Origin of the sequence: Tolypothrix tenuis PCC 7101, from assembly GCF_963874875.1 — a bacterium.
Classification (GTDB): domain Bacteria; phylum Cyanobacteriota; class Cyanobacteriia; order Cyanobacteriales; family Nostocaceae; genus Aulosira; species Aulosira tenue.
In genome coordinates, this window is sequence record NZ_CAWNJS010000001.1 from 689,484 (window position 1) to 702,058 (window position 12,575).

Genomic DNA, 12,575 nt, shown 5'->3' on the forward strand with positions numbered 1-12,575 from the left:
TTGGATTCGATGGAGGTTTGTTGTGGTAGCTAAAAAACCAACAGATAAAAATACTAAAGCTGAAATTCTCCAAGCTTATGAAGAATTAGCCAAAGAGACAGCAGCAGTTAAATCACAACTTACCCAAACTTTAAAAGAAGCACAAGCTGTAACTAAAGAAAAGCCAAAAGTGGAGCCAAAACCTGCTATGAATGTGCCAACTACTGTTCAGCAAAGAATGAATTATACAATTGAAAGCCTAGCTAAAATCCAGTTAGGCTTTGGTAGTGCGGCGAATGAATTATCAGAACAGCTAACTACGCAAGCTTCAAAATTGGCAGAAATTAGAGAAGCTGTAGAAAAAGAAGTAGCAGAACTTAAGCAATTACATAATTTAGAAATTTCGGAAGATATCTTAGATAATTTGATCACCAGTTATGAGGATAATTCTAAGACTTATCAAGAAGAGTTTACAGAACGCAAAGAAGTCTTATTACAGGAAATAGATGAGCAGAGAAAAGCTTGGTTAAAAGAACAGGATGACAGTAACAGATTAATTAAAGAACGAGATGAAAATCTCAAAAAAACTCGACAACGGGATGAATCTGAATACAAATATAGTTTAGAACTTCAGCGAAAATTGCAAAAAGATGAATATGAGCAGCAGCAAAAAGAATTAAACCAACAGCTAGATGAATTTCAGCAAGAAACAGAAAAACAATGGAGTGAAAAAGAAAAAGCGATCGCAGAACGAGAAAAGCAGTTTGAGGAGTTAAAAGTTAGAGTAGAAGCCTTCCCTAAAGATAAGGAAGCTGCGATTAAAAAAGCTACAGAAGAAGGTAAAGGTATTGCCTATTACCAAGCTAAAATTAAGTCAGATTTATACAGTAAGGAAGTAGAGGGACAGAAGCGTTTTTATGAACAGAGATTGCAATCTCTAGAACAGACTATTAGTAATCAAGATACACGCCTACAAAACTTGACTAAACAACTAGAATCTGCGCTTAAACAAGTGCAAGATTTAGCAGTGAAAGCTATTGAAGGAACTGCCAATGTTAATTCCTATCAAGCAATTAAAGAAATAGCTTTAGAACAGGCGAAAAGTCAGGTAAAAAATAAATAAGATTACTTTGGATCTTGAGAATTAAGAATTTAATTCCTGACTGCAAAGTGATTATACCCTGATAACTAATTTAGAGGCGTAATTCAATTTACGTCTCTATAACATTGTGTAATTATAAATTTCTACTTGTTTCATGCAAAATTAATGTTCTCTTTTTTTGGGGATACCTTTATTTAGAGGTTGTTTCCGGCTGCTGGTTTCATTAGACTTATTTTTTTTGCTTGATTCTTGCTTGGAATTTTCTTCTTGATTGTACATAAGGATAAACCTTGCTAGACATTAATTATCTATATTTTAAATTTACATTATGTGCAGCCGGATTTACGGAAAATATGCAAATACTTTATATTCCAATCTAGTTCAGATAATCTTAGAGGCCAGATTTTGTATATCTTCGCAGGAGATTTATTTATCTTCCTAAAAATTTAAATCTTATACAAATTCAAATAATGTTTTCGACAGATAAATTCTTTGTAAGGGCACGGCATCTGCAATCTTTTGGCATATCAAATATCTTACAGGTGCCGTGCCCCTACTCATCTGTCGCGTTATTTTTTCAAAATGGTATTACAAGATAAAAAAATAGAGACGTTACTATTTTTACGTCTCTATAAAAGAGGAAACCCATTATGTATAAAAATTCAATATTAGAATTAAAAATTGAAAATTGAAATTAAAATACTAGTCAAATTACTAACAGCCACTAACGTGCTTTATTCAGTTTTTGACTTGGCTGTTGAGGGTTATTTTTGTTGATATTAGCCTGGATAGCACCAGTTTCAGTTTTAGGAGGATGTCCATTATCGCGAGGTTTTTTCCGAGTCATAATCAATACAATCCTTGTTGGTTAACTCTCTACAAATTGAACTACAAGCGTATAAATTGTGAATCCGGAAAATCCTAAAAAATTACTAGCTGGTAGCGAAATATATATTACGGCTCGAAGATCATCCCCAGTTGTTGTAAAAGTATGGGGAAGAAAATTGTCAGCTAAATTGACATTTGATTTGCAGAATTTAGGCGGGCAAGATGCCCACACAACAAGATACTGATAAAATTTAATCTGCAAATTAGATGTGTTTTAGCTTTCATCCCGATACTTTTACTCTCCAAAAAGAGAGCTAATGTTAAGCAAAGCTAGTAAAATCCAGATTTGGGGGAATATCTTGAATCCTTCCAGGCCCGATCGCACGCAATGCTTCTTTTAAATCAATATCGCCAGTATATAAGGCACGCCCTACAATTACGCCATTTACACCTTGAGGTTCCAACACCAACAAGCTCAACAAATCGGTAACTGAACTTACTCCACCTGAAGCAATTACGGGGATAGAAATTGTAGCAGAGAGTTCTCGCAAAGCTTCTAAGTTTGGCCCTGAGAGAGTACCATCACGGTGAATATCAGTGTAAATAATCGCTGCTGCTCCTAATTCTTGCATTTGTACAGCTAGTTGGGTTGCTAGTACTTCTGAGGTTTCTAACCAACCGCGAGTTGCGACTAATCCGTTGCGTGCATCAATCCCAACAATAATTTGTCCGGGAAATTCTTGACAGAGTTGTTGTACTAGTTGGGGTTGTTCAACAGCAACGGTTCCCAGAATCGCTCGTTGTACGCCAATATTAAATAACTGCTGGACACTAGCGCGATCGCGTAATCCCCCGCCTACTTGAATTGGTACTGATACCGCTTGTGCGATCGCTTCGATGGCTTCCAAGTTGACAACTTTACCTGCTTTTGCACCATCCAAATCTACTACATGGAGCCTAGCTGCACCTTGATCAACCCATTGCTTTGCAACATCAGCTGGGTTTTCACTAAATACTTGCGAGCGATCGTAGTCACCCTGATAAAGTCGTACACAACGGCCGTCTAGTAAATCAATTGCTGGAATTACATCCATTACCTCATCCTCAATCAATAATTACTAATTCGTAATTAAAAAAATGTTAGGCTAGCCCAAACATTGATGTTTCAAGAAAGTCAAGAATTGGAGAGACGCGATTAATCGCGTCTGTACAAGAGTCAAAGTTACTCTGGAGCAACTTTTGACTCTTGACTAATTAAAAGTACAAAACCCTATGCTTGAGTGTTTTCTGGTGAATTTTTCGCTTTTAACTGCTTTACAGCTTTCCAGAAACCTAGCACAATCAAAATGTTAGAAAGGGTTAAGAATAGCTCTGCACCACCGTGCAGCCAATCGACATTTGCTAAAGCCTCTTTGTAATGAACTTTGGCGTAGATTCCTGCTGGGATGGTAATACCTACAAAAACTAAAGTGCCGTAAAATCCATACAAAGCTAAACGTGGCATTAGCTTGCTGCTGCTGATAAACCACAAGAAACCCAAATAAGGAAACAGTGAAATGGCAAAAAGGGCATCTTTAGATATCATCGCTCTGATTTGATAGGTTGGTTTGCAACAGAATTAATTCCCTGATGAGCAGACTTGGCAGAACGCCAAATCCACACCGCAGCTGCCCAAAGGGTAAAATTACCAACTAAGGTCATGGTAGCTTGAAGTGTTACCAGCCATTCCAAAGATTGGGGATTATCAAAATAGTGCCAAGTGCAAGCACACATAGCACTAACCAAAGCGGGTAACATGGCTAAGGACAATCCCCACCAAGTCCGGTTACCAGTGAGTTCGCCGTAAGTCCAGATTAACCAAATAGCGGCAATCCACTCAATGACGCTAGAAACATGAATAATCCAGGTGGGAATTGAAAGCACATTCATAAGATTGCCGAAAAGTCAATAGTTAGGGGTCGAGATTTGTAGAGACGCGATTAATCGCGTCTTACTCAAGGGTCAAGGGTCAAAGGTCAAGGGTCACAAGGATGTATTTCTTCCTTATTTTCCCAGTCCCTAGTCCCCAATCGCCCCATCCCCCATCTTCCCACAAGAAAAATCTGATTTTTCGCGAAGTATGCCAGCCATTTCACCTAACATCTGGGTAAGTAGCAGATAATCAAGGTCAATTAAACTTGATCAGCTAAAATTTCAAATCAAAAATCTCAAATGAAACCGATGCGGGCTTTATTATCTGGGTATTACGGAAAAGGGAATGGTGGAGACGAAGCTTTATTAGCAACGCTGTTGCAGATGCTACCGCCTCATGTCACGCCTGTGGTGCTTTCTGGTAATCCTGAAGAAACCCGCGATCGCTATGGTGTGGAGAGCTACGATCGCATGGCTTTTTTACCTGTACTGCAAGCTTTGCGTTCTTGTGATGCGTTTATTTGGGGTGGTGGAAGTTTAATCCAAGATGTTACCAGCACCATTAGCCCTGTTTATTATGGGGGACTGATGGCATTAGCCCAAATGATGGGCTTAAAAACCGTTGCTTGGGGTCAGGGAATTGGGCCGCTGAAACGTGCCCAAACACGCTGGTTAGCACGAAAAACTTTTGCTGCTTGTACGAAAGTGAGTGTACGCGATCGCGCTAGTGCAGCCTTATTATCTGACTGGCAAATTCCCTGTATCCTGTCTCCAGACCCGGTTTGGGCGTTGGAAGCTAAACCAGTAACCGGACTTACGGATTTACCTGCTCACAGAGTTGCCGTAACTTTGCGATCGCATCCACAATTGACCGAAACACGCTTGGCAAATTTAACGCAGGCGTTGGTTAAGTTTCAGAAAGCTACACAAACTTTTATTTTGTTACTGCCTTTTCAAAAAAGTGAAGATTTAAATATTGCTGAGGCAATTCAACCACACCTCAAAGATGTCAGCCAGATTATGTGTTTAGAAGATCCACAACTTTTAAAAGGTGTGTATCGCCATGTAGAGATGACAATCGGGATGCGCCTACACAGTTTAATTATGGCTGCGGCTGAAGGTTGTCGCTGTTTTGCCCTGAGTTACGACCCGAAGGTAAATCGCCTAATGGAAGATTTATCTATGCCTGGATGGGATTTAGCGAATTTACCGGACGATCCCAATATTATTAGTAAAGTTTGGATAGAGCATTATGCTCATGGCAATCCATTATCCTCAGAGCAAATTCAGTCTCTAGTAAATCGGGCATTAATGCATCGTGAGTTGCTGATTGCAGCTTTAGAAATTTAAGACACATTCAAACTAATGCCAGTCGCCGAGGTCAGATTGACTTTCCAAAGCGCTGGCGAATTTTGATGCTAATGTTGGAAATTAGCGATCGCAAACAATCATGGCACTACCCTTAAGAGCAGTAATAGCAGCCTCAACAACAACAATCAGTTAGGTTTTTGTTAAAGACTATTTGTTATTTGTACAACAATCAATTATTGGGTCTGCTGCAAATGCATTTAAACCCACTGATTGTAAGAATACACCCCAATCAGATTTGACCTTTAAATTGTTCGGTTCACTACAACGTAAATCAATATAACTGCTTAGTGCTTCATGCCAAATACCAGCTTCTGCATAAAGTCCTGGGCGTTTCCGCGCATCTGCTTGTTGTAGAGCTTTCGTCAGGGTGGGTTCGGGTTGTGCGCGTTCAACCCATCCTTCTACATTAGGATTTCTGATGGGATTTTGCTCATCACAAACTAATGTCAAATACCAGTGATAGCGTTTACCGACTTTTAAAGGAGTAGCACTCGCAGGGAGGGTAAATTTCATAATGCCGGGTTTAGTCGGTACGTTTAAAGTAGTTTCATAAACTACATCATCATCATCGTTATTATCCTGATTTGCCTCAGCTAAAATCACAAACTGGGCTGTTTTGACAGAAGATGCAGGTACGTGCCAGAAAAAAGTTGGACGTTCTGCAAAAGTTAACCCTAAATTCTCTTTTGGCATTAAGGGCGTTAATGATTGATTTTTTTGTACACAATATCGGCCCCGAGTTGCACCACCTGCACTAGCTGGTGGTAATCCCCGCTTAGGTGGTTTAAAACCTTGACTGATTAACAAAGGTGGTTTTTGCGGCTGACTTAGCAAAGTTGGGTTAACTTGGGTTTGTGCCTGTGCTGTTAAATTGGGAATAGTAGCCAGTTCCAAAAGAAAAGGTACGGAACAGGTTACGAAAAGTAGAGGCCGCTTGATCCAATTCATGCCTAAATTTCCTCGCAACTATTTATGTAAATATAAAAGTTCCCTAGTTGTTGATAAACCAAAACTGTGGCAGCAATCAACAGGGGTAATCAATAGACTCTACAAGTACTGCATCATTGGGAAGTGAAAATATAGTATGACCTAGTGATAGGTTTTATACTGTGACAACAGTCGAAAACACAGAAGTATTGTTCCCGTTCGGTGGTTTAGCTACGCAGAATTTAACATTACCTCATATAGTCTTCAATAACCTTTGATTGGAGGTAATTGAGCAGTTGAATAAAAGTAATTTTTTTTCGGAAGAAAGTAATACATTATACATTATTTTAAGTATTAAATAATACAAGTAATGGATAATAGGTAATTGGGAAATAACGGAGTAAGTAGTTTTTGACTGTTGACTACAGATGCAATTAATTGCGTCTCTCCGATTTTTAGTTATTTCCCTAAAGCTACTACTGCATTTTGACCGCCAAAGCCAAAACTCAAACAAAGGGCAGACTGAATGTGATGGTGACGAGCGGTTTTTACAAGACTTAAATTAAATTCTGGCTGCTGCAATCCGACACAGGGAGGCAAAATTTGGTTTTGCAAGGCTAGGAGTGAAAAAGCTACACCCAAGGCTCCAGAAGCGCCGAGAGTGTGGCCTGTGCTTCCTTTAGTTGAACTCACAGCCACTTTTTGGGGAAACACCCGCTTGATCGCAATGCTCTCTGTGCGATCGTTTAGCTGTGTTGCTGTACCATGAGCATGAATATAATCAATATCTTCTGGTGTCAGACAACTACGCTCTAAGCATTGCTTGATAGATGCGATCGCGCTTTTAGCTTCTGGTTCTGGAGCATTACCATGATAAGCATCGTTAAGTAAGCTAAAGCCCAGCACTTCCCCATAAATTTTGGCTTGTCGCTGCTTGGCTAATGCTGCTGATTCAAGCACAAACACAGCTGCGCCTTCTCCTAGAACAAAACCTTCTCGTTGTAAATCAAAAGGATAAGCGCCAGTTTTTGCTAAAGCGCCCATTTGCTGAAACCCTGTCAAAGTTAGGGGTGTAATCGGTGCTTCTACGGCTCCAGCGATCGCTCTTTGATATTGTCCTGTTTGCAATAGCATAGTAGCTTGGGCGATCGCCCAGATTCCTGTAGCACAAGCAGCCATTGGTGCTAAAACGCTCCCAGTTGCACCAATTTGTCTGGCTGCGGCGATCGCATTCATGTGCGGTAAAGTATTTAACCAATTTTCCATCTCCCTCATGTGTAAGGGAGATGAAAGGCGATCGCTTTTGTACATTTGCTGCGCCAGTTTTTCCCAAGCAGCTTGATAAGCACGACTTGAGCCAATCACGACAGCACAATCAGGTAAAGGAGATGATAACCCAGCATCTTCTAAAGCCGCAGCTACAACCGACTGCGTCAGCTTTTCTAATGGTGCTGGTTGTTCAGCAATCAACCCTAAAGGAAATGCTTCTAGTTCTGGGAAAGGTTGATGTAATTTAATTCCAGATTTACCTGCAATTAAATTCTGCCAACTAGCCTCTAAGCTGTCTCCTAAAGCAGAAACTAGACCAATACCAGTGACAACAACCTTAACCAATTTGGGACTTGGGATTTGGGATTTGAAATTTGTCATGGGTAATAGGAAAAACTATTACCCATTACCCAATTTTGCAATCTTAACCAGGAGTTTTTAAGTTTTCTGCGCCTTGGGTGACTTTAGCAGATTCGATGCGATCGCCTTGCTTTATTTTATTTACTACCTCAAAGCCGCTGGTTACATTGCCAAACACAGCATAGTTTCCATCTAAAAAGCCTAGATCTGCTAAGGCAAAGTAAAACTGAGAAGATGCAGAGTTTGGTTGTTGCGATCGGGCCATTGCTACTGCACCTTGTTTATGATTCAAGGCAGGTGGCTGAGTAATCGTCTTACCGTAAATTGGTTCTGCTGCACCCTTGGGCTTAATTTCTAAGGGTATATAGCGCTCATTCTTAGTTTTGGGGTCAATATAGCCACCTGTCCCCAGCCTATTTGCTGGAACGCTTGGATCTTTACTTTGTGGATCGCCCCCCTGAACGACAAATGGTTGGGGATCGCGTACCACTCGATGGAAAACTGAACCATCATACACGCCCTTTTGCACTAAATCTACGAAGTTACCCGCTGTAATTGGGGCATTAGTGCCATCTACTTCGATAGTAATTGGTGCGCCGTTCACCGTCATCACCACAGTAGCCTTACCTTCGAGCCGTGGTAAATCATTCATTCCTGGAATACTCTCGCTAGTAGTTTGTGATACAGACGTTGCTTCAGTGCTTGTCTTGCTGCTTGTCTCAGTTGCTGTTGAGGTAGCTGCTGAGGTAGAAGAAGCATTAGAAGCATTTTGCTGTGTTGAACATCCACCCAAAATCAACGTCCCAACAATCAAAAGAGCAACCAAAAATTGTGGAAATTTTAACCGCATGACTAATTACTGACTCAACCAGAGTATATTATCGTTTCCCAAGCTTTTAGAGTGGGGATTTAATACTCATCCAAAATTTCTCATTTACAATTTTTTACATTTTCTCCAGAGCTATCTACTCAGTTCCTCAGTTCTTTTCTGCTTGAAAGTTAACAGAGTAAGCAGTCCCAATGAAAAAATTTCACCAGTCTTGCATGAAAGTTGGGGCGAGGATTTTTACTCAGATCTCAGCACTTGCAACTCAGGATAACAAAGCAACAAGGAAGATATTTGAGTACAGACGCAATTAACCGCGTCTGTACAACCCTTGACCCTTGTTAACATTCTTTACAAACCTTCTAAAGGTACACCCAAGAAGCGGGCTAACTCTGCGCCTTGAGTTTCTAACTCTGTGAGAGCTAAAGGTTGACCGACTCTAGTTAAAGGAATGTCTCTGCGACCTTTCACGCGTAGATAGAGGACGCGACGAGGATTCAACCCTTCTTTGATGGATATTTGCACGGATTGAGCGTCTTGTAAGGGGCTTTCAAACTCAATACGACGGTTTTTGCCAGGAAATCCATTGCGGAAAATTTTAATCTTGCCTGTTTCCTGGTTAAATTCGTTATATCCACCGCCTACATCCCATAAAATTACTAACCACAGGTATAAGGCTAAAAGCAGGCCAGCAGCGCCGTATAACCCCATAACTAAACCTTGGGGCACAAAAACTAGTTGTGTTGGATCGGTAACTATGAGTAAATTAACTTTTAGATAGCTGGATATTCCAGCTAATACAAAGCCTGTAGCTCCTAAGGTAACGATAGTTGCCCACCAGTAGTTGCTCAACCGACGAGAACCGAGAACGTTTTGCTTCAGGACACTTGTAGCCGAGCGATCGCCATTAGGCGAATTGCCTTTGTTAATTGTTGATGCCGTCATGGAACTACCTTGGCCTGTGACATATTCTCTTTAAAAGTCTGCCATTTGAGGAGTATGTCTTGCAAGTTGATTTTTGGGAATAGGTCATTGGTCATGGTTAATGGGTAATTGCTGTAGGGTTCAGTATTTAGTTTTTCGCGGTTTGATGATTTCCCCTTTTCCTCTTCTCCCCAATCACCAGTCCCCAGTCCCTAATCCCCACTCCCCATTTCCAATTGTGTAGATTTCTGAGAAAAGTTGTGTCAGATTGTTAAATTTCTGATATTCATAATATTTATATAGCTTCGTGTTAAATCACCTGATTCACTTGCGTGGATCGGTCACAAACCCGAACCGATGTGATAAGTTAAGAATCATTAAGTTACCACCAACTAGAACACTAGCCAATGGTACGGGTAATGGCATAACTCTGAGAAACGCTGACTGAACTAGGCGGTAAGTTCTCAGAATCTCAGTAGCTTTCAGGTTACGAGAATTTGTCAAAAAAACGTTAATTCCTCGCGGTAGTTGCTTTAAATAGGGAAAATCACCTACAGCACTGCTTTAGAAACGTTGCAATTTTAGTAAAAAAGAGGATTTTAGTTCAATGACCATCGCAGTTGGGCGCGCCCCCAGTAGAGGGTGGTTTGACGTTCTAGACGACTGGTTGAAGCGCGATCGCTTTGTATTCGTAGGTTGGTCAGGGATACTGTTATTCCCCTGCGCTTTCCTGGCACTAGGCGGTTGGCTCACAGGCACAACCTTCGTCACGTCATGGTACACCCACGGTTTAGCATCTTCTTATTTAGAAGGCTGTAACTTTATCACAGTAGCTGTATCCACCCCAGCCGATAGTTTGGGACATTCCCTCCTGCTGCTGTGGGGGCCAGAAGCACAAGGAGACTTCACCCGTTGGTGTCAACTAGGGGGGTTATGGACATTCGTGGCGCTACACGGAGCTTTTGGCTTAATTGGCTTCATGTTGCGGCAGTTTGAAATTGCTCGTCTAGTAGGAATCCGCCCCTATAACGCCTTGGCATTCTCTGCACCGATTGCAGTGTTTGTCAGCGTGTTCTTGATGTACCCCTTGGGACAATCGAGCTGGTTCTTTGCACCCAGCTTTGGCGTAGCAGGAATTTTCCGCTTCATCCTATTTGTACAAGGATTCCATAACTTCACCCTCAACCCCTTCCACATGATGGGAGTAGCAGGTGTGTTGGGTGGTGCATTGCTGTGTGCGATTCACGGTGCCACAGTGGAAAATACCCTGTTTGAAGACGGTGAAGCTGCGAACACCTTCCGCGCCTTCAACCCCACCCAATCAGAAGAAACCTACTCAATGGTGACTGCAAACCGTTTCTGGTCACAGATTTTCGGGATTGCCTTCTCCAACAAACGCTGGTTACACTTCTTCATGCTGTTTGTGCCAGTCACAGGTCTGTGGATGGCAGCAGTGGGTATCGTCGGTATCGCTCTCAACCTGCGGGCTTACGACTTCGTATCACAGGAATTGCGAGCGGCTGAAGACCCAGAATTTGAAACATTCTATACCAAAAACATTTTGCTGAACGAGGGTATCCGCGCTTGGATGGCTCCTCAAGATCAGCCCCACGAACAATTTGTATTCCCTGAGGAGGTATTACCTCGTGGTAACGCTCTCTAATAGATCAGCCGTCCTGGGCGGTGGACGCGATATAGAATCAACAGGTTTTGCCTGGTGGTCTGGTAACGCTCGTTTGATTAACCTATCTGGCAAACTGCTTGGTGCTCACGTTGCCCATGCTGGTTTGATCGTATTCTGGGCTGGAGCAATGACTTTGTTTGAAGTCGCTCACTTCATCCCTGAAAAGCCTATGTATGAGCAAGGCTTAATCTTGTTACCTCACATCGCTACCTTAGGATGGGGCGTTGGTGCAGGTGGCGAAGTCATCGATACCTTCCCCTACTTTGTGGTTGGTGTACTTCACCTGATTTCCTCAGCAGTACTAGGTTTTGGCGGTATTTATCACGCCGTTCGTGGCCCAGAAACCTTAGAAGAATATTCTTCTTTCTTTGGTTACGACTGGAAAGACAAGAACAAGATGACCAACATCATCGGCTTCCACCTAATCATCTTAGGATGCGGTGCGCTGTTGTTGGTTCTGAAGGCAATGTTCTTTGGTGGTGTTTATGACACTTGGGCACCTGGTGGTGGTGATGTTCGCGTTATCACTAACCCAACACTGAACCCAGCCATTATCTTTGGTTATCTGATCAAGTCTCCTTTTGGTGGTGAAGGCTGGATCGTCAGCGTCGATAACATGGAAGATGTTATCGGTGGTCACATCTGGATTGCTTTCATCTGTATTGCTGGTGGTATTTGGCACATCTTCACCAAGCCTTTCGCTTGGTCACGTCGTGCATCCATTTGGTCTGGTGAAGCTTACCTCTCCTACAGCTTGGGCGCTCTGTCCTTGATGGGCTTTATTGCTTCCTGTATGGTTTGGTACAACAACACCGTTTACCCCAGCGAATTCTACGGCCCTACTGGCCCTGAAGCTTCACAAGCTCAAGCTTTAACCTTCTTGATTCGTGACCAACGCTTAGGTGCTAACGTCGGTTCTGCTCAAGGCCCCACTGGTCTGGGTAAATACTTAATGCGCTCTCCTAGTGGTGAAATCATCTTCGGTGGTGAAACCATGCGCTTCTGGGATTTCCGTGGCCCTTGGTTAGAGCCTCTACGTGGCCCTAACGGTCTTGACTTAAACAAAATCAAGAACGATATTCAGCCTTGGCAAGCTCGTCGTGCTGCTGAATATATGACTCACGCTCCTCTGGGTTCTCTGAACTCCGTAGGTGGTGTAGCAACAGAAATCAACTCCTTCAACTATGTATCTCCTCGTGCATGGTTGGCAACTTCTCACTTCGTTTTAGGTTTCTTCTTCCTCATTGGTCACTTGTGGCACGCTGGTCGCGCTAGAGCAGCAGCAGGTGGTTTTGAGAAAGGTATTGACCGTGAGAATGAGCCAGCAATGTCCATGACAGAACTTGACTAGTTCTCAAGTTTTCTTTCATCACTGACAATCACATAATTTCAAG

The 12,575-nt window shown here is 42.2% G+C and carries 13 protein-coding genes; 4 read left to right on the plus strand and 9 right to left on the minus strand.

Going from position 1 to position 12,575, the window contains the following annotated elements; genetic code table 11:
• Positions 1 to 22 precede the first annotated feature (22 nt).
• Positions 23 to 1,102: a coiled-coil domain-containing protein gene (locus AACU25_RS02805; protein WP_096573816.1), complete on the plus strand. Its 1,080-nt coding sequence runs from the start codon at positions 23 to 25 to the stop codon at positions 1,100 to 1,102.
• Between the two features lie 703 nt (positions 1,103 to 1,805).
• Here the strand turns inward: AACU25_RS02805 and AACU25_RS02810 are convergent.
• From AACU25_RS02810 to AACU25_RS02825, 4 genes are all read right to left on the minus strand, one after another.
• Positions 1,806 to 1,928: a hypothetical protein gene (locus tag AACU25_RS02810; RefSeq protein WP_321206893.1), complete on the minus strand. Its 123-nt coding sequence runs from the start codon at positions 1,926 to 1,928 to the stop codon at positions 1,806 to 1,808.
• A 301-nt stretch (positions 1,929 to 2,229) separates the two neighbouring features.
• A complete protein-coding gene (hisA, locus tag AACU25_RS02815) occupies positions 2,230 to 3,003 on the minus strand; it encodes a 1-(5-phosphoribosyl)-5-[(5-phosphoribosylamino)methylideneamino]imidazole-4-carboxamide isomerase (RefSeq protein WP_096573817.1) in 774 nt (257 codons plus the stop codon).
• Positions 3,004 to 3,179: 176 nt separating this feature from the next.
• Positions 3,180 to 3,494 (minus strand): DUF3593 domain-containing protein, encoded by a 315-nt coding sequence (locus AACU25_RS02820; RefSeq protein ID WP_096573818.1) that lies wholly within the window; start codon positions 3,492 to 3,494, stop codon positions 3,180 to 3,182.
• Positions 3,491 to 3,838, minus strand: coding sequence for a DUF2499 domain-containing protein (locus tag AACU25_RS02825; RefSeq protein ID WP_096573819.1), 348 nt, complete (start codon positions 3,836 to 3,838; stop codon positions 3,491 to 3,493). The genes AACU25_RS02820 and AACU25_RS02825 overlap by 4 nt, the downstream gene beginning before the upstream one ends.
• Positions 3,839 to 4,129: 291 nt before the next feature.
• On the opposite strand from AACU25_RS02825, the gene csaB reads away from it, so the two are divergent.
• Complete coding sequence (csaB, locus tag AACU25_RS02830) at positions 4,130 to 5,170, plus strand: polysaccharide pyruvyl transferase CsaB (protein ID WP_096583447.1); 1,041 nt, start codon at positions 4,130 to 4,132, stop codon at positions 5,168 to 5,170.
• Positions 5,171 to 5,338: 168 nt separating this feature from the next.
• Here csaB and AACU25_RS02835 read toward each other — a convergent pair whose 3' ends face one another.
• The 5 genes from AACU25_RS02835 to AACU25_RS02855 form a co-directional block, all read right to left on the minus strand.
• Positions 5,339 to 6,139, minus strand: a complete 801-nt coding sequence (locus AACU25_RS02835; protein WP_096573820.1) for a DUF928 domain-containing protein — start codon at positions 6,137 to 6,139, stop codon at positions 5,339 to 5,341.
• 438 nt (positions 6,140 to 6,577) lie between these two features.
• On the minus strand, positions 6,578 to 7,732 hold the full coding sequence (locus AACU25_RS02840) for a beta-ketoacyl-ACP synthase (RefSeq protein WP_321206894.1): 1,155 nt from the start codon (positions 7,730 to 7,732) through the stop codon (positions 6,578 to 6,580).
• A 79-nt stretch (positions 7,733 to 7,811) separates the two neighbouring features.
• Entirely contained in the window at positions 7,812 to 8,597 is a 786-nt protein-coding gene (locus AACU25_RS02845; RefSeq protein ID WP_045869081.1) for a peptidylprolyl isomerase, read from the minus strand.
• 327 nt (positions 8,598 to 8,924) lie between these two features.
• Positions 8,925 to 9,518, minus strand: a complete 594-nt coding sequence (locus tag AACU25_RS02850) for a photosystem I assembly protein Ycf4 (RefSeq protein ID WP_096573822.1) — start codon at positions 9,516 to 9,518, stop codon at positions 8,925 to 8,927.
• A gap of 303 nt (positions 9,519 to 9,821) precedes the next feature.
• Positions 9,822 to 10,001: a hypothetical protein gene (locus tag AACU25_RS02855; RefSeq protein WP_190446031.1), complete on the minus strand. Its 180-nt coding sequence runs from the start codon at positions 9,999 to 10,001 to the stop codon at positions 9,822 to 9,824.
• 103 nt (positions 10,002 to 10,104) lie between these two features.
• Between AACU25_RS02855 and psbD the strand changes: the two genes are divergently transcribed.
• Both psbD and psbC read left to right on the plus strand, forming a co-directional pair.
• Positions 10,105 to 11,160: a photosystem II D2 protein (photosystem q(a) protein) gene (gene psbD, locus AACU25_RS02860; protein ID WP_045869084.1), complete on the plus strand. Its 1,056-nt coding sequence runs from the start codon at positions 10,105 to 10,107 to the stop codon at positions 11,158 to 11,160.
• Positions 11,144 to 12,532, plus strand: coding sequence for a photosystem II reaction center protein CP43 (psbC, locus tag AACU25_RS02865; protein ID WP_096573823.1), 1,389 nt, complete (start codon positions 11,144 to 11,146; stop codon positions 12,530 to 12,532). Before psbD ends, psbC begins: the two co-directional genes overlap by 17 nt.
• Positions 12,533 to 12,575 lie beyond the last annotated feature (43 nt).

Bases quoted from the DNA above. Each gene is read 5' to 3' on its own strand.
- AACU25_RS02810 (WP_321206893.1), bottom strand. From the start codon at position 1,928: ATGACTCGGAAAAAACCTCGCGATAATGGACATCCTCCTAAAACTGAA.
- hisA (WP_096573817.1), bottom strand. From the start codon at position 3,003: ATGGATGTAATTCCAGCAATTGATTTACTAGACGGCCGTTGTGTACGA.
- AACU25_RS02820 (WP_096573818.1), bottom strand. From the start codon at position 3,494: ATGATATCTAAAGATGCCCTTTTTGCCATTTCACTGTTTCCTTATTTG.
- AACU25_RS02825 (WP_096573819.1), bottom strand. From the start codon at position 3,838: ATGAATGTGCTTTCAATTCCCACCTGGATTATTCATGTTTCTAGCGTC.
- csaB (WP_096583447.1), top strand. From the start codon at position 4,130: ATGCGGGCTTTATTATCTGGGTATTACGGAAAAGGGAATGGTGGAGAC.
- AACU25_RS02835 (WP_096573820.1), bottom strand. From the start codon at position 6,139: ATGAATTGGATCAAGCGGCCTCTACTTTTCGTAACCTGTTCCGTACCT.
- AACU25_RS02845 (WP_045869081.1), bottom strand. From the start codon at position 8,597: ATGCGGTTAAAATTTCCACAATTTTTGGTTGCTCTTTTGATTGTTGGG.
- AACU25_RS02850 (WP_096573822.1), bottom strand. From the start codon at position 9,518: ATGACGGCATCAACAATTAACAAAGGCAATTCGCCTAATGGCGATCGC.
- psbD (WP_045869084.1), top strand. From the start codon at position 10,105: ATGACCATCGCAGTTGGGCGCGCCCCCAGTAGAGGGTGGTTTGACGTT.